Source organism: Paenibacillus hemerocallicola (assembly GCF_006265175.1).
GTDB classification, from domain to species: domain Bacteria; phylum Bacillota; class Bacilli; order Paenibacillales; family NBRC-103111; genus Paenibacillus_AB; species Paenibacillus_AB hemerocallicola.
Map to the genome: position 1 here is coordinate 36,498 of NZ_VDCQ01000061.1, position 17,088 is coordinate 53,585.

Annotated in this window: 16 protein-coding genes; 9 read left to right on the plus strand and 7 right to left on the minus strand. The window is 56.5% G+C overall.

From position 1 onward, the window contains the following. Nucleotides 1–129: 129 nt before the first annotated feature. A complete protein-coding gene (locus tag FE784_RS31130; RefSeq protein WP_139606171.1) occupies nt 130–597 on the plus strand; it encodes a DUF4362 domain-containing protein in 468 nt (155 codons plus the stop codon). Between the two features lie 229 nt (nt 598–826). Continuing rightward, on the plus strand, nt 827–1,753 hold the full coding sequence (locus FE784_RS31135; protein ID WP_139606172.1) for a phosphotransferase family protein: 927 nt from the start codon (nt 827–829) through the stop codon (nt 1,751–1,753). A gap of 1,083 nt (nt 1,754–2,836) precedes the next feature. On the opposite strand, the gene FE784_RS31140 is transcribed toward FE784_RS31135, so the two are convergent. Next, nucleotides 2,837–3,679 (minus strand): aminoglycoside phosphotransferase family protein, encoded by an 843-nt coding sequence (locus FE784_RS31140; RefSeq protein WP_139606173.1) that lies wholly within the window; start codon nt 3,677–3,679, stop codon nt 2,837–2,839. 618 nt (nt 3,680–4,297) lie between these two features. Here FE784_RS31140 and FE784_RS31145 point away from each other — a divergent pair. Continuing rightward, nucleotides 4,298–4,786, plus strand: coding sequence for an SRPBCC family protein (locus FE784_RS31145; protein ID WP_139606174.1), 489 nt, complete (start codon nt 4,298–4,300; stop codon nt 4,784–4,786). 31 nt (nt 4,787–4,817) lie between these two features. After that, the gene (locus tag FE784_RS31150) at nt 4,818–5,852 is read left to right on the plus strand and encodes a DUF1835 domain-containing protein (RefSeq protein WP_176706654.1); all 1,035 of its coding nucleotides are present in this window, start codon (nt 4,818–4,820) and stop codon (nt 5,850–5,852) included. Between the two features lie 266 nt (nt 5,853–6,118). Here FE784_RS31150 and FE784_RS31155 read toward each other — a convergent pair whose 3' ends face one another. Then, nucleotides 6,119–6,895: a helix-turn-helix transcriptional regulator gene (locus tag FE784_RS31155; RefSeq protein ID WP_176706655.1), complete on the minus strand. Its 777-nt coding sequence runs from the start codon at nt 6,893–6,895 to the stop codon at nt 6,119–6,121. A 96-nt stretch (nt 6,896–6,991) separates the two neighbouring features. Between FE784_RS31155 and FE784_RS31160 the strand changes: the two genes are divergently transcribed. From FE784_RS31160 to FE784_RS31170, 3 genes are all read left to right on the plus strand, one after another. After that, nucleotides 6,992–8,320, plus strand: coding sequence for an ABC transporter substrate-binding protein (locus FE784_RS31160; RefSeq protein WP_176706656.1), 1,329 nt, complete (start codon nt 6,992–6,994; stop codon nt 8,318–8,320). A gap of 49 nt (nt 8,321–8,369) precedes the next feature. Then, entirely contained in the window at nt 8,370–9,566 is a 1,197-nt protein-coding gene (locus tag FE784_RS31165) for a TolB family protein (RefSeq protein WP_139606178.1), read from the plus strand. Between the two features lie 200 nt (nt 9,567–9,766). Further along, the gene (locus FE784_RS31170) at nt 9,767–10,744 is read left to right on the plus strand and encodes an aldo/keto reductase (protein ID WP_176706657.1); all 978 of its coding nucleotides are present in this window, start codon (nt 9,767–9,769) and stop codon (nt 10,742–10,744) included. A 161-nt stretch (nt 10,745–10,905) separates the two neighbouring features. Here FE784_RS31170 and FE784_RS31175 read toward each other — a convergent pair whose 3' ends face one another. The 5 genes from FE784_RS31175 to chrS all read right to left on the minus strand — a co-directional run bounded on the left by FE784_RS31175 (nt 10,906) and on the right by chrS (nt 15,120). After that, nucleotides 10,906–11,688 carry an SDR family NAD(P)-dependent oxidoreductase gene (locus tag FE784_RS31175; RefSeq protein ID WP_139606180.1) on the minus strand — a complete coding sequence of 261 codons (783 nt, stop codon included), beginning with the start codon at nt 11,686–11,688 and terminating at the stop codon, nt 10,906–10,908. A 288-nt stretch (nt 11,689–11,976) separates the two neighbouring features. Further along, nucleotides 11,977–13,338, minus strand: coding sequence for an LLM class flavin-dependent oxidoreductase (locus tag FE784_RS31180; RefSeq protein WP_139606181.1), 1,362 nt, complete (start codon nt 13,336–13,338; stop codon nt 11,977–11,979). A 145-nt stretch (nt 13,339–13,483) separates the two neighbouring features. Beyond that, nucleotides 13,484–14,014, minus strand: a complete 531-nt coding sequence (chrA, locus tag FE784_RS31185; RefSeq protein ID WP_139606182.1) for a chromate efflux transporter ChrA — start codon at nt 14,012–14,014, stop codon at nt 13,484–13,486. Then, complete coding sequence (chrB, locus tag FE784_RS31190) at nt 14,002–14,601, minus strand: chromate efflux transporter ChrB (RefSeq protein ID WP_246132276.1); 600 nt, start codon at nt 14,599–14,601, stop codon at nt 14,002–14,004. The genes chrA and chrB overlap by 13 nt, the downstream gene beginning before the upstream one ends. A gap of 36 nt (nt 14,602–14,637) precedes the next feature. After that, nucleotides 14,638–15,120, minus strand: coding sequence for a chromate efflux transcriptional regulator ChrS (gene chrS / locus FE784_RS31195; RefSeq protein ID WP_139606183.1), 483 nt, complete (start codon nt 15,118–15,120; stop codon nt 14,638–14,640). 323 nt (nt 15,121–15,443) lie between these two features. On the opposite strand from chrS, the gene FE784_RS31200 reads away from it, so the two are divergent. Both FE784_RS31200 and FE784_RS31205 read left to right on the plus strand, forming a co-directional pair. Next, the gene (locus FE784_RS31200) at nt 15,444–16,220 is read left to right on the plus strand and encodes an ABC transporter ATP-binding protein (protein ID WP_139606184.1); all 777 of its coding nucleotides are present in this window, start codon (nt 15,444–15,446) and stop codon (nt 16,218–16,220) included. A 25-nt stretch (nt 16,221–16,245) separates the two neighbouring features. Next, complete coding sequence (locus FE784_RS31205) at nt 16,246–17,085, plus strand: ABC transporter permease (protein WP_425465578.1); 840 nt, start codon at nt 16,246–16,248, stop codon at nt 17,083–17,085. Nucleotides 17,086–17,088: the final 3 nt, after the last annotated feature.

The window sequence follows — 17,088 nt, forward strand, 5'->3', positions numbered from 1 at the left end:
CGGAAATTCCCGACATGCATATCGCATAGCTGACGTTGGCAAGAAACGACATCTCGAAATGGCGGAACTTTACACAAATTCCATACGTCTACTTAGTAGTAAAATTGGCGGTATTGGGGGTTGGGGAGAATGTCCGGGACTGTAGCGCGGGTCATGGCATGTCTGTTGGTTCTTGCAGTGTTGACCGCCTGCAATAACTATACGTTGCAGGAAGCCAAGAAAAATGGCGATCTTATAGAAGGAACGCCGGATGGGCCTCTCAACATGGAAAAAATAACGCAATTCATAAAGGACGCAGATCAATCCAAGGACAGCAAGCTGAGAATAACAAGCTACACCAAAGAAGGAGACGCTATCATTAGCGATCTGCATTTTGACGGGAAGAGCATTCATTACAGCTACGATGATTCCAGGGATAAGTTTGGAGGCAAAACAAAGGGGAAATCGGAAACGACTTGCGTGAAGATGGACAAAAGGGATGCCGCCCGCGGCAATGCGAAAGGGACCCAATACGTCCTGACGGGCTGCATGGAAGCAATCGGCATGCCAAATGAAGCGGATCGACAAGAAGTCGTTGTCCTATTCGTTTACGACTAGCGAAGGCTTGGCGTCCGTTCGTCGGCGCGAGCGGCTCCCGGGGCGATTGAGTCGTCTTATTACGGTATCGAACCGCACGCGGCTCTTTTCTTCGGATAAGTCGGCGGATCATGCGACCCGAGTTGGAGCATTGGCGAAAACGACTATAGATGTACTTTACTATAAATTGAAGAATCGGCTTGTGGTACACTTATACGAAACAAGCTCCTGCGCAAAGGGGGAAATTCGCGTGAAATCATTCAAGCCGGAGATGAGTATCGAGTCGGCGAAGCAATATTTGCAAGAAATAGAAACGGGCGACATTTCCGATATAACTCCGATCGAGATGGGGGAGCTCAGCAGAGTTTTCAGTTACCGCAAAGGCGACCAAGAGCTCGTTATCCATTTCAAGAGCAGCAGGGATAGTCTGGATAAAGCGAAATGGATCTACGATCGTTACGCCCGAGAACTGCCTGTTCCGAGGGTCGCAGAGGTTGGCACGCGCGGTCAGTTGCATTATTCCATTACGGAGAAAGTGCAGGGCAAGCCGATTATCACCTTGCCTAAAGAGGAGATCGGTCGATTGATTCCCGAATTGATCGAACGGTTTGGCGCCATGAATCGGATAGGCGTCGACAATTCCGCGGGGTATGGGTGGATATCGCCATCGGGAGAAGCCTCCTTTGCGAGTTGGACGGAATTTCTCGCTTCTACCTTTAAGGAAGAGCAGGAAGGATTTTACGAAGGCTGGACGTCGCTTTTCGAAAATGGATTTCTGGAGCGGGATTTGTTCGAGGAGATGTACGGGATCATGATCGATCTTGCCCAATATGCGCCGCGGGAGCGGTATTTGGTACACGGCGATTTCCACCTCGGCAACATGCTGTCCGACGGTCAAGGGATAACGGGCATCGTAGATTGGGAAATGGCAATGTATGGGGATTTTATGTTCGATGCGGCGGTGCTGCACTTATGGGTTCCCCAACTGCAATTTCCGCAGCGCCTCCGCGAAGCCTGGGAGGAGAAGGGGCAGCCGATTCCGCACTTTGACAAGCGGCTACTGTGCTACCAGCTGTTAAAGGGTGTCGACGGGTTGAGATTTTACGCGAAGAAGGGAGACAAGCCCGGTTACGATTTTATAAAAGCCCGGTTGCACTCTTTGGCCGAGGGAAGATAAGGATGACCGCCGGTATTCGGGGAAATCATTTCGACGAGTGCTTTATCGGTTGAAAAATCAGCAGCAGCGTAATTCGCGCGCACGAATCCCCGTGAATGGGGAGGAATAGCGGAACGAGCTTCCGCTATTTACCCGAAACCGGAGGATTTCCGTATAATAAAGGAACAGGGTTCCGTTAATTTGGAATTCAGGCCCTTTTCCATGCCGAAAAAGTCGAATTAGCGGATTCCCGTTCCGCTATGTTTCGGAGCGTTTCCAAACCCGCGACTTTAACGGAATACCTTTCCGCTATGCTTGCTTCAGGAGTAGACCGGGAGGATAGGATAGACACGGCCGGAGAAAAAAAGGCTGACTGTACATGGTGTCCGCCTAAAGGAGTCCCTAAGGAGCCCTAAGGAGCCCTAAAGGAGCCCTAAAGGAGCCCTAAAGGAGTCCTAAAGGAGCCCTAAAGGAGCCCTAAAGGAGCCCTAAAGGAGCCCTAAAGGAGCCCTAAAGGAGCCCTAAAGGAGCCCTAAAGGAGCCCTAAAGGAGCCCTAAAGGAGCCCTAAAGGAGCCCTAAAGGAGCCCTAAAGGAGCCCTAAAGGAGCCCTAAAGGAGCCCTAAAGGAGCCCTAAAGGAGCCCTAAAGGAGCCCTAAAGGAGCCCTAAAGGAGCCCTAAAGGAGCCCTAAAGGAGCCCTAAAGGAGCCCTAAAGGAGCCCTAAAGGAGCCCTAAAGGAGCCCTAAAGGAGCCCTAAAGGAGCCCTAAAGGAGCCCTAAAGGAGCCCTAAAGGAGCCCTAAAGGAGCCCTAAAGGAGCCCTAAAGGAGCCCTAAAGGAGCCCTAAAGGAGCCCTGAAGGAGTCCTAAAGGAGTCCTAAAGGAGCCCCAAAGGAGCCCTAAGGAGCCCTAAAGGAGTCCTAAAGGAGCCCTAAAGGAGCCCTAAAGGAGAGGGCCCATTATTTCAAGCAAAAGAACCTGCAAATCCACATAAAGTGGAGATGCAGGTTCTTTTTTTGCGTAAATTTTGACGGGAGCTGCCCCATACCGTGCGCGCTATACCGTGCCGCATGGCAATGGCTGCGGCCGGATCCGCGCGCCTTGAAGCTTACTCTCCCGCCCAAGCGCTTTCCAGTACGGCGCGGTTCCGCAATATCCAGGCGGCGGATCGGGCTTTCCAGGCGAACCCCCAGAGCGGACCGTGACTGTCGGGAACGACATGGCGCTCGATCGCTTCTTCGGCGGTTTCGTGAACGATGACCGCTACGATGCGATCCAGCAGACCGCGCCGCTGGTCCGCGGAAGCGCCGTAAGCATCGGCGAGCAGCCGGACTTGCCGGGCCCGGACTTCCAATGGCGGCAAACCGGCCATCGAGGCGACGTCGTCGTCGTGAAGCTGCGGAAACAGCCAGCACACTCGCGCGAGCTCCACCATCGGGTCGATGGGGCCGGCATATTCCCAGTCAATGAGCGCGACTGGCATGCCGCCTCTTGTAACCGTATTCCATGGGGCTACGTCGCCGTGGCTCATGACATACCCGTTCTCGCCGCCCAGCTCGCGCAGAAACCAAGGCTGCCATTCGGCCTCCGCCGACGGCCGATAATCGGCAGTCGCCCGATGGAGCCGTCGCAGCAAGCGGCCGACTTCCATCAAGGCTTCGTCGCTCCAAGGACCGGGATGCACGAAGTCGCCTTCGACATAACCGAGCATCTCTCGATTGTTCGAGTCGAATCCCGAATCGACGATGCGGGGAGCCGCCCCGAATCCGATTTTTTCCAGATGCCGCAACAAAGTATGGACGCTGGACGTCCAACGATGTACGGGACGGAAGACGACATTGTCCCGTCGGTGCACGGATTTCGATGGCGACAGCAGCTTTTCGTTTTCGTTGCCGGCATCGTTTGTGCCGCCGTTTTGACTCGTCCCGTGATTGAAGTCGTTTTGCAACATGTAAGATCCCTTCCTTCTCGGAGGGGAAGCACGCAGTTTACCGGGCGACTATGCGCCAGTCCCTCCATTATTCGCCCTGAGCTTCAAATGGCTATCCATCACAACGCCTCCTTTTTAAACTAAACATAGAGTAGCATCCGAAAAAGACGGAGGTCAACAAGCTTGTGCCTGTCGAATCTGCATTGGCTCGTCGTGGAATCGGGATGGCATTATTGAACCAATGATCACTATATGTAAACCTCAATTCGCTAATCGATTGCTGGATGTGCGTAATCAGCGAATAGTGAACCTAATCTCATTGTTAGTGAACTTGAGTTCAGTAACAGCTACTTTTGGTTTACTATCGTTCCATTTGCCGAGAAACGGGGCAAAATAGCGTAATGGGGTTCACAAATAAGCAAATTTGGTTCACTATCGCCAGCCCGTGACATGAGTGGCGTATGTCCGATCTCCGTTCCCGCACCGCAGACGTGAAGTCGGTTGTATCAGCGATTGTGGATGAAATATTTCTTTACAGGTATATAACCGAATGGTAATGTAAGAAAGTGAGCTTTACTTCATTTCGAAGCAAAATCGTTTCGCTTTGCCAATCCAGCGTATGACAAAGGAGGACTTGCCATGTTGGCCGTTATTCAAAAAGCGGAAAACGGATATACCGCCCGCTACGAACGTCGTCTGAAGCATTCCGTCGAAAAGGTATGGGCATCGCTCACGGAAAACGAAAAGCTTGCCAAATGGTTTTCCGAGCTGCGGGTCGACGATCTTCGGGAGGGCGGGAGCATCAAGTTTGACATGCAGGACGGCACCTTCGAGGAAATGATCATCCTCGAGCTTAAAACGAATTCCGTATTGGAGTATACATGGGGCGAGGATCGCGTCCGTTTCGAGCTGTATCCGGAGCCGGAAGGCTGTCGGCTCGTGTTCATCGAGTTTATGACCAAGCTTACGGATCACACTTCGAAGGATCTCGCCGGCTGGCACGTATGTCTCGATGTGATCGAAGCGCTGCTGGACGGCAGGACGATAGAGGATCGGAAAGAACATTGGGCGGTATGGCACGTCAAATATGTCCGGGCATTGGAGGAGTTTAGGTCTGCGCAGCCGTAAGGGCTGTTCTTCGGTTGAAGGAGGGAGAGCGTTGGACGATTTCCGGAAGAAGCTGAGAGAACTGCAGCACGGAGAGGTCAATTCGATTTTGGATGACGTTCTGCGGATGACGGCGCAAAGTGCCGCCGAAGGGGAAGCGGAGCGGAGGACGCTTGCAGACCGGATCCTGCGGCTGTGGAGCGAGCGCGAGCAACAATCGCGGAGAAGCAGGCTGGGTGCGGACGAGATGCGACGCCATGTCCATATCGTGTTCGCCTTGTCCGACGCCGGTTCGTTAAAAGTAACGTTAAGCGAGCTCGGGAAACGTCTGGAGAATGAAGTGTTGGCGTTTAACGACTTGTTCTCCGTCGGACCGATCGGGAATTTGGATCAAGAGGAGGGGCAGCGGTGCAGGGAGCAATGGATGAACGAGCGGTTCCCCTCGCACAGAGGTTCCAGCTTCGCTAACCGGGAGAATCGGATCGAGCAAATGATTCAAACGCTCGGTAGCATACCCGAAAGCAAGTCCGTGACGATTTGGTGCGCCGATAATGCCCATGACCAGACAGGCTTGCGATTCGCCCTGCATCTGCTGGGGGATCGCAAGGGGCCGGTGCGCGTCGTGAACGCTTCGGACGCTTGCAAATCGTTCTCGCCTTATGCTGGAGACGAGCCGCCATACGCCTTGGGCCTTATTCCCAGGGAAATTTACGGGGAGATCGTGGGACGCTTCGAGTTGTTAGCTCCTATGGAGTCGGACGAGAGGCGGCAATATGAAGCGGAATGGCTGGAGCTGTCCGGGCAAGCGCATACGCTTCGCTTTTGGCGGAACGGGCGGATTGTCGGAGTCGCGGAGGAAGTGCTGGATAGCGGTATAACGGGTGCGGTGCGCAAGCTTCGGTATGAGGTTGGTGAGGACGGATTCGTCAAGGCGGGCCGCGTCGTCGCCGAGGTGTTCGAGCATACGAATCAATTGGTCGGCGACTCGTTCCTCTCTTACCGGATGTGGAGGCTCATTAGCGATGGCGTCTTGGAATTCAAAGGGCTTCCGGGCGAGCTGTATCAGTACTCCGTTCGGCTTCGATAGTAGAAAAATGGGCAGCCGCGATTGTGTCGCGGCTGCTTTTCGCTGTGCGCGGCGGGAATTTCCTTCGTAGCGTATCGTTTGTTGTCGGGTCTGCCCTTTACTCCTGATTTTGGCCGTGAGTGGATGACTGAAATATACAAATAATTTGCGCATGCCGTCAATGGATGCGCTCTCATTTATACTCTATACTCAAAAGTATCGGATCCGATAAGCGTTAAGGGCATGCTGACATTTTCGCGAATGCGCGGCTTGCTGTTGAACCGTTTTTACAAGGCGTTGCTCTTCTTGAATTGAGCGGGGGTGACGTTCATCTTCTGCTTGAAAAATCGCGAGAAATGCGCCTGATCGAAAAAGCCCAGCGTTTCGGCGATTTGCTTCATGCTCAGTTCCGAATGGAGCAGGAGCGAGCACGCTTTGTTGAGCTTCAGCTGATGATACAGGCCCATGACGCTGCAGCCGAACTCCCGGTTGGCGATTCTTTCGAGGGTGGACGGACTGACGGCGAGACGGGACGCCAGCTCGCTAAGGCTCAGGTTGTCGGCCAAATGGAGATTCATCAGAACGACCATTTTCGACCGGAAGCTCGTCTGACTGTCCAGCATCTGCAGGCAGCTTAACAGCATCGAATCCAGCAGGGCGGCCGTCTGCAGCTTGGCCAGCAGAGTAAACTGCCTGTTCTGCTCCTCCAGCTCGGGAATCGCGGCCAGTCGGTCGGAGCGGTCGAGCACGACGAAATCCTTGACCTGCTTCTCCATCAGGGCGACGATCCCCCTCTTGTCGTGCTGCTCGTTCAAATCGATGCCGATTTGGAGGTAGCCGTCGTCCGAAGCGAGCGCATGCGGGTGAAAAGGAGGGATGATGCACAGCTGCCCCCTCCCCAGACGGTGATGGACTCCGTTATGGGTCACGTACAGGACGCCCTTCGTCACCCAGATGATTTGGAACATCGGGTGGTCATGCTCGGGTAAGCGGTAACCCTTTTCCCGGGAGAGCAGATGCACGAGCTTGTATGGCTCGGGCAGCGGAGTGAAGGTTATCGACATTGCGTTCACCTGTCCACGGTTCGAATTTGCTGTAAATTTACTTGAATTGTCCACGATTGTCAATGACCCGTACGAATGCAAAGGGAGGTCAAGACGATGAAGATGCGAAGACCCGGACTGCTGCTGGCGGTCATGGCCGGGCTGCTGGCGGTCATGGCCGGGCTGCTGGCAGGCTGCAGCGGCAACGACAAGGGGGAAGAGGGAAAGCCGGCGGCGGTCGTCAACGAACCGGTCACGATCCGGATCGGCGCGTCGGCGAGCGCCCATTTGAACAACGAGGTCCAGTTCCAGGAGACGGTCGTACAACCGGTCAAGCGGAAGTACCCGCATATCACGATCGAATATATCCCGATGGGCGGCAGCAATCCGGTCAAATCGATCGGCGATTGGATGGCCGGCGGCAACGTTCCCGACATCATTTTGCACGCGAACGGCTCGATGGGCGAATTGTTCGCCTATGACCTGATGACCGATATTACGCCCCAGGTCAAGCAGACGGGCGCCGACCTGAACCGGTTCGACAAGGCGGTGCTGGACTCGGTGCGCGTCGCTTCCGATGAAGGATGGCTTGTAGGCATGCCTTTCTCGCAAAATTTCAATGCGCTGTACTACAACAAAGACATTTTCGACAAGTTTGCCGTCGGCTATCCGACGGACGGACTTACGTGGGACAACGTTATCGATCTGTCGCGCCGGCTGGCGAGAAATGAAGGCGGGGTGCAATATACCGGGCTGCATCCGGAATGGGTGCTGCGTCCGGCCTACCCGCTCGCGCTGACGATTGTCGATGCCAAGACGGGCAAATCCCAGGTGACGAACGCCGCGTGGAAGCAAGTCGCCGAGCTGCTGCAGCGCATCGTGGCCATACCGGGCAATTGGGACGGGAAAGCGGGCCGCGGCGATTTCTGGGGGAAGAAGACGGTCGCGATGCTTGCCACGACGAACGTCTTCACTTCCATCGAGCCGGAAGCGCGGAAAGGCTTCACGAATTGGGACGTGGCCCAATACCCGAGTCACGCGAATCGGCCCGGCGTCAGCGGAATGGTCGACGCGTGGGTGATGATTATCGCCAAGACGAGCAAGCACAAGGAGCAGGCGATGCAGGTCATCAACGTCGTCACCTCCGATGAGGTGCAGCTTCTCGCTTCGGCCAAGTTCGCCCAGATGTCGACGCTCGCGAATCCGGAGATGAACCGGCAGTTCGGCTCGCAGCTGGACAGTCTCAACATCAAGCAGAAAAACCTGGCCGGCATATTCAAGGGCCGCATCGTCGCCGCACCTAAATTCTCGCCTTACGAGAGGCAGGCGCGAACGCCATATCAGGATAATATGTTGAAGGTGTTCGGCGGACAGATGGACGTGAATACCGCACTGAGAGATGCGGACGATAAAATCAACAAGCTGCTGGCCGAGCTGCAGAAGTAGTCTGCGGACGATCGGCAGGCCGGCAGCGATGAAACGGAGGTATCGCCAAATGATCGAACCCGCATTCCGAAAACGGGAGCTTGTTCCGTCCGAACGGATTTCCGACGGAGATCGCCATGCGTTCTATGGGTATTACGACAATCCGGCATTCAGCGGCAGCGACCGCCGTCATCTCGTCCACCGGGTACCGTTTTGCGACCGTTTGCAGCAAGCCGGAGACAGAGCCGAGATCGGGTTCATCGAGCTTGACGGCGGCAAGTATACGCCGCTCGGGGAGACGGGCGCCTGGAATTTTCAGCAAGGCTCGATGCTGCAATGGAACCCTGCGGCTCCCGACGACGAAGTGATCTACAATAGGGTCATGGATGGATGCTATCACGGCGTCGTGCGCCATGTGCGGACCGGAGCCGTCCGGCATTTGGAACAGCCGGTGGCCAACGTCGATCCGGCGGGGAGAAACGCTCTGGGCATCAATTTCGCCAGAATGTTCGATTTCCGTTCGGGATACGGCTATGCCGATATTGCGGATCGTTACCGCACCGAGCTGCATCCGGCGGAGGACGGCGTGTTCCTGATCGATCTCGGTACGGGACAAAGCCGTCTCGTACTGAGCCTGGAACGGATATGGGCGTTTCTGAAGCCGATCTTTCATATGGAAGAAAGCAAATTGACCTTGAACCATATTACGTTCAATCGGACCGGAACGAGATTTGTGCTGCTGGCCAGATGGGTTCCTTCGATCGGCAAAGGACATCGAACCGCGCTGCTGACGGCGAATACGGACGGCAGCGGGCTGCGCTGCCTGTCCGGGGATACGATGCAGTCCCACTATCACTGGCGGGACGACCGCCGTTTCGTCATTTATGGCGGGGGGAGGAAGGGGAGGCAGCTGTATGTCTACAAGGATGAGGAATCCAAGGACGGAGAACCGGAGGTCGTAGATGAGGGCTACTTTACGAGCGACGGCCATTGCAGCTATTCGCCCGACGGGAGATGGATGCTGTATGACAGCTACCCGGACAGAGACAGCCTGAGGCATCTGTACGTATACGATCTGATCCGCAAGCGCGGGATTACGCTAGGCTCCTATTACTCTCCTCCCGGCATAACGGGCGATATACGCTGCGACCTGCATCCGCGCTGGAATCGGGCCGGAACGGCAATCAGCTTCGATTCCGCGCATGAAGGCCGCAGACATGTGTATCGGATGGACTTGCGGGAGCTGCTCGGAGGGCATGGTCTTTAAGGGCGGCTGCGTGTTGATACGCCGGAACGGCGGGACCTTATCCTGTTGCGTTAGCCGGGAGCCTAAAAGCCCGGGAGCCGCGACGGTATTCGGAAGATGGCAGAAAAGCGTTTTCAAACCGGGACTTATCTGCTAGGATGGATTTGGCAAACATGTGCAGTTATTGCCGTCATGGCTGAATACCGAAGGAGGCCGGCGCGTTGAAATACGCAGCGATCCCGTATACCGATTTGGTGGCTTCCCCCATCTGCTTGGGGACCTCGCCGATCGGCAGCAGACTGAAGGAGGAAGAGTCCTTCCGATTGCTCGACCTGTTCGTCGAGCTGGGCGGCAACTTTTTGGATTCGTCGCACAACTATGCGGACTGGGCTTGCGAAGTTAAAAGCATCAGCGAGAAGACGATCGGGAAATGGATGAAGGCGAGAGGCAATCGAAGCCGGATTATCGTCGGAACGAAGGGGGCTTGCCCGTCAGGCGAGCGCTTCTTCCGGCTCACCCGCGACGAGATTATGCACGATCTGCACGGCAGTCTGCAAAACCTGCAAACCGACTGCATCGATTTGTACTGGCTTCACCGCGACGATCCGACCGTACCGGTGGAGCAGATTTTGGAGATTTTGCTGGATGCGGCCGATGCGGGCAAAATCCGGCACTTCGCCTGCTCCAACTGGTCGCTACCGCGAATACGGGAAGCGCAGAGCATCGCGGCCGAGAAGGGCAAGCCGGGGTTTTGCGCCAGCCAAATCATGTGGAGCTTGGCCCAGCCGAATACGGACAATATGTCGGACAAAACGATTGTCGTCATGGATGAGGAGACGAAGCGCTACCACGCCGAGGCCGGTATGGCGCAGGTCCCGTTCTCGTCCCAAGCGGGCGGTTTTTTCGGGGGACGCTACAACCGCGAAGATGCCGGCGAAGGGCGCAAGCCGACTTCCGTCGGCAAAGTGTACTTCAACGAGACGAACTTCGGCAGGCTCGACCGCGTAAGAGAGGTCGCTTCGCGTTTGAATGCGTCGCCGTCCGAAGTGGCGCTGGCGTATTTGTTCGCGCAGCCGTTTCCCGTCTTCCCTATTATCGGCTCGCATACGCCCGAGCAGCTGACCGACAGCTGCAAAGCCGGAGATTTGAGGCTTGACGAGCGAACTGCTCTTTATTTGGAGACGGGTCGCTTGGAATGAGCACGCTTCATGATTGGCCAAAAGACGCCGGGAGACCGGCGTCTTTTGATTTGGCGGCCGCCGAATGGTTGGATCCGACGGGAGTAGCGTATAGTGCGGTATGGCGACGCCCCTCTTCAAGCCGTACATTCATCGGCGCATGCCATTGACAAGCCATGCCGTCATAGCGCCGGCGCCTTGCCGCCGTCAATGTTGACAGACGTGCCGGTTACGTATGAAGCCGCATCGGAGGCGAGGAAGGCGATGACTCGCGCGGCTTCGGCCGTATCGCCGATTCTTCCCAGCGGCACGTCGTGCTTCGGGTCGCGCGCGTACGCTTCCCAGCTCAGCCCGGGAGCTTCCTTCTGCCAGCGCGCCTCGATCTGGCGGCTGCGGATCAAGCCGATGCCGACCGTATTGACGCGGATGCCGTCCGGAGCCAAGTCGCGGCTCATCGCTTTCGTCAGCGCCATGCCCGCCGCTCGGCTGACGCTCGTCGGCAAAGAGGAGGCACCCGGCGTTTTGGCGAACGAAGCCGTAACGTTCACGATCGAGCCGCCTCCGACTTGGCGCAAATGAGGGAGTGCCGCCCGGGAGAAATGGATCGCTCCGAACAGCTTCAGGTCCAAGTCCCGCGTCCAAGCGTCCGCATCCACCCGATCGAACGGAGCGGCTGCGGAGGTGCCGGCGTTGTTGACGACAATATCGAGTCTGCCGAACGTCTCGACCGCCTTCGCGACCGTCCGCTCCGCATCGTCCTTGGACGTCACGTCCCCGACGACGGCCAGCGCATCGGCGCCTGTCCGTTCTTTGATGACGGCGACCGCCTTGTCCAGATCTTCCGCTCCCCGCGCCACAATGACCACATTCGCTCCCTCCTCGGCCAACACGATCGCCGTGTGAAGCCCGATTCCTTTGCTGCCCCCGGTAATAATAGCCGTCTTGCCCTTCAAGCCCAAATCCATATAGCAAGCCTCCAGTTTGTGATTAGATACAAATATTATTTTCATAGGGATAGTAGGATTAAACTCGAATAAGGTCCATTATAGTACATATCCGCTAATTTGTCGCTATCCCGGTTGCTGTCTGCTGCCATCTTGTTAGTGCCCAAGCGACATTACTTTATAGCCGAGCGAATAAGGTCGGTTTGAGCGCTATTCGGCGGTTGGGTGTGGTTTTTCGCGAAGATAAGGTCCGTTTGGGCACTAACCGTCAACCGGACAAGTATTAGTTTCACGAGCATAGATCCGACTCTAACTATCCACGCTTTGCTGCGATGACACTGACTCCCCGGAGGCCGACGCCGCATGCCGGTTCGCTGGCCGGGCGAGGCCGAGATGGTCGCGGAGCGTGCTTCCTCCGTACTCGGTCCGGAACAGCCCGCGCTTCTGCAGCAGGGGAACGACTTGCTCCGCGAAATCGTCCAGGCCTCCCGGCATGTGCGGAGGCATGACATTGAAGCCGTCGGCTCCGCGTTCGAGGAACCATTGCTCCAGCTTGTCGGCGACCTGCTCGGGCGATCCAATCGCGACGAAATGGCCGCGCGATACGGTGATGAACTGGTTGAGCTGACGGATCGTAAAGTCGTTCCGCTTGGCGATGTCCCGGAGCAGCTTGGAGCGGCTTTTGATCACGCCGGTCTCCGGCAGCTCGGGCAGCGGTCCGTCCAGCGGGTAGGCCGACAAATCGGCTCCGATCAGCCCCGACAGTCCGGTCAGGTCGACGGCCGTATCGGCATCGACGAGCGCCTGAAGCTGCTCGAGCTTGCCCCTTGCTTCGCTCTCGGTTCCGCCGATAATCGGCAGCACGCCGGGCATGACGAGCATGTCGTTGTCCTTGCGGCCGTTTTTGCCCAGCCGTCCTTTGATAGCGGCGTAAAATGCTCGAGCCTCCGCGATATTGTCCTGCGCGGTGAAAATGACCTCCGCCAATTCCGCGCCGAGCTCCTGTCCGGGCTCGGAGGACCCTGCCTGGACGATAACGGGATAGCCTTGCGGGGAACGGGCGATGTTCAAGGGACCGGCTACGGAAAAATGCTCGCCTTTATGGTCGAGAACGTGCCGCTTCGTCGTATCGACGAAAACCCCGGACGCTTGATCCATCGGAAAGGCGTCGTCTTCCCAGCTGTCCCACAAGCCTTTCGCTACCTTCACGAACTCGCGCGCCCGTTCATACCTCAACGCGTGGTCCATATGCTCGTCTTTGCCGAAATTTTTGGCGCTATCCCGATGGCTGGAGGTGACGACGTTCCAGCCGGCCCGGCCCCCGCTCAAATGATCCAATGACGCCATCGCCCTGGCAAGGCGATAAGGCTCGTCGTAGGTGGTGGACGCCGTGGCGACCAGTCCGATCCGTTCCGTAACCGCGGCCAGATTGGACAACAGCGTGAGCGGCTCCAGCATGACGATATTGGAGGAATGGTAGCCGGATACGAGGAAATCGGCCAGGAAGACGAAGTCGAACTTGGCACGCTCCAGAGTTCTGACGGTCTGCTGCAGCGTCGGTACGTGGAACGGCCCGCCCGTATGGGCGTCCGGATGTCTCCAGCCGGCCCGATGGTGGCCGCTCGTAAAGTAAAACATGCCCAAATGCATCATCCGGTCCCGGTTGGACATAAGCGTGATCCCCTTTCCAGCAAAATGTTTGACTTGCTACACCCGTGCGGCGGCTCCCCCGCGCTAGGTGACGACGGCGCGTGACGGCTGTCCTCAAGGTCGAACGCACTCACGAACGTACTAGCGAACAAACCAGGCATTGTCGTCAAGACAAGAAAAGGCCGCCATATAGAAATGCCGCCACAATAAGAAAGGCGGGGTGAATCTTCTTGCGGTTCATCAGCCAATAGGAGACGGCGGCGATTCCGCCGAACTGAATCCAGCCGATCGACAGGACGGACGTTCTGGAGCTTTGCCAGGTCATGATGATCATCATGGAGGCGATAACCGGTTGGACGAGGAGCGTCATCCCTTTGACGACGGACGAGGTCCGGTAACGGTTAAGCGCGCGGATAAGCAGAATGAGAGCGATGGCGGAAGGAACGACCGTGGCCGCGACGGCGACGGACAAGCCCGTCCAGCCCCAGACATCATAGCCGACATAAGCGGCGATTTTCGTTGCGATCGGACCGGGAAGCGCATTGCCCAGCGCCAGCATGTTGGAAAATCCGGCCGCATCGAGCCAGCCGTAGTGGGTGACGATTTCCTTGTACATAAGCGGGATCGAAGACGGACCGCCTCCGTAACCGAACACATTGGCGACGAAAAAACCGATCGCAAGCTTCAGCCATTCCAATGGGTATCCTTCTCCTTTCCGGCGCGGTTTTTCCGCCACAGGGCCGCTATGCGGCTATGGACGGCTCCGTAAGCGAGGAAAAGGACGATGACGCCGGCGGGGTGAAGTCGAAGCAGCTCGAGCAGGACGTAGGAAATGACGATGCAAGCCGCGCCGAACGCCAGGCCGAGCCCCTTGACGGCCTTCTCCCCGAATTCGTAAGCCATCGTTGCCAGCATAACGGCGACGACCGGCACGACCGCGGCGATCATCCCTTGTACGACGCGGGAACCGCTGAACGTCGAGATCGCCGAGACGAAGACGACCATGGCCAGACAGGTGGGCAAAATGTGGGCGAGCACGGCGACGCAGGCCCCGGACCATCTTTTTTGCCGGTATCCCAAATAGGCGGCCAATTTGGTGGCGATCGGACCGGGCAAAGCGTTGGCGATGGCCAGCACCTCCCCGAATTCTTCGCCGCTCAGCCATTGATATCGTTCGACCGCTTCATGCCGAATGAGAGGGATGGTGGATGGACCGCCCCCGTAACCGAGAAGTCCGGTCCGCAGCATGGACATGCAAATCTGGGCGTAGCTGGCTGTTTTCATGAGCGCTCCTTCCCGGGTATGGATTCGTTGCGAACGTTACAGCTTCATCCCCATCCGACTCTTATAACGTTTGATCAGGATTTGGCAGTCTACGCTCGTAATGCCCGGCAGAGCATACAGCTTGTTTTGCAGAAACGATTCCATCTCCTGATTGTTCCGGAACAGCCCGTGCATATGAAGCTTGCTGGGTCCGGTCATATGGTACAACGAAGTGACCTCGGGCTCGTCGGCCAGCGTATCGGCCGCCTGCATCAAATATTGGGGCTCCACCTCGACGTTGAAGAAGGCGGATACGGTAATGCCGAGCTTCTCGGGATTGACTACGCACGTAAACCGCTCGATCGTCCCGTTCTCGATCATGGCGTTGATTCTGGCCTGTACGGCGACGCGGGACAGCTCGACTTCCTTCGCCAGGTCCGTATACGAGATGCGGCCGTTCTGATGCAGGACGGAAATAATCGCCCGATCGATATCGTCGACATGGGCCGTATTCGCTTCAACCGGAAGTTTGGCATTCATGAATTCGCAGCTCCTTTACAGGTTGATAAGGGATGGGAAAATCATTTCGGTTACAAACAAAAAGAAACCAATAACTGGTTTTAAGTTGCAATATGAACTAATATATACCGATAAACCAACGTAATCAACAACATTTTTAGGAAAATGGTTATAAACTGTTGACAGTGGCGGGATCAGGTGATACTCTGTTAACTAATTAATCCGATTTACTTAGTTGGTTATGGTGAATCGGATACGAATATGCTGACCGTACGGACGGAGGCATTCTCATTCAAGAGGATGTCTCTGTTTTTTTTTGTCCATTACAAAGGGGGAACTCACAGATGAGCGCTGTTTTGCTGGACATCGCGAATTTGAACAAATCATTCGAATCGAGCAGCGGAACCGTACACGCGCTCCATAACGTCCGGCTCCAGGTCAAGGAAGGCGAATTCGTCACGGTCATCGGACCGAGCGGCTGCGGCAAAAGCACGCTGCTGCGCATCATTGCCGGATTGGACGTCGGGCACGACGGGCAAGTCGAATTGTCGGGACGTCCCATTACCGGGCCTGGTATCGACAAAGGGGTCATCTTCCAGGAGCCCCGGTTGTTTCCTTGGCTGACCGTCGAGAAAAACATCGCCGCCGATTTGTCCTTGAACAAGCCCGAGGTGCGGCGCGAGGTCGACGAATTGATCGAGCTCGTCCGTCTGCAGGGGTTCGAGAAAGCTTATCCGCGGGAGCTGTCCGGAGGCATGGCGCAGCGGGTCGCGATCGCGAGAGCGCTGCTGCGCAACCCGCGGATTTTGCTGCTGGACGAGCCGTTCGGGGCGCTGGACGCCTTCACCCGGGCGCATATGCAGGACGTGCTGCTCGACATTTGGCAGCAAAACAAGACGACGATGATTTTCGTCACGCACGATATCGACGAGGCGGTTTTTCTCGCCAACCGGATCGTCATTTTGAAGCCGCGGCCGGGCGAGATCCGCAACATCGTGACCGTCGACCTGCCTTTTCCGCGCAAGAAGGCGAGCACGTCGTTCCAGCAGTTCCGGGTGAAGGTGCTGAGCCAGTTCGAGAAAATCGAGGAGCTCGAATTGATCGACAGCTCCGGCATTTAGATGAGAAGAAGAGGGGGAATCGGCGGTGGCGGCTAATCAAGCGAGTCTCGCTCCGCCCGAAATCGGGCGAAGATCGGGACCCGGCAAACGGGACGGCGGCAAACGTGCGTGGCAGACTTGGCTGGCAGGCGCTTTGCTTCCGGTAACGGTGCTTGCCGTATGGCAAGTTTTGGGCGACTTGGGCTATATCTCGTTCTTATTGTTCCCTACGCCGCAGCGCATAGGGAATGCATTCATCACCTTGGCCAAGACCGGGGAGCTGTGGAGCCATCTGTGGATCAGCCTCGCTCGCGCGATGGCGGGCTTCGCACTCGGGGGAGGCCTCGGCTTTCTGTTCGGCGCACTCGTAGGGCTGTACCGGTATGCCGAGAAGACGCTCGACCCTTCCATGCAAATGATCCGCATGGTTCCGCACCTCGCGGTAACCTCGCTGTTCATCCTATGGTTCGGCATCGGCGAAACGGCGAAAATTCTCATGATCGCCAAAGGGGCGTTTTTCCCCGTCTACATCAACACGTTTCTCGGCATCCGCAATGTGGACAACAAGCTGTTCGAGGTAGCCCGGGTGCTGGAGTTCAGCCGTTTCAAGCAGCTGGTCCGGCTCGTGCTGCCGGCGGCTTTGCCGAATATTTTGCTGGGCGTGCGGTTGTCCGTCGGCATCTCGTGGCTCGGCTTGGTCGTAGCGGAATTGATGAGCTCCACGTCCGGCATCGGTTATTTGATGCTGGATGCGCGGGCTTCGAGCAAGACGCCGATCGTCTTCGTAGGCATTATCATTTTCGCCGTATTCGGCAAAGTGACCGATTCGATCGTGCGCCGGCTGGAACGGAGGCTGCTCGGATGGCGAGACAGTTATCAAGGGTAAAGG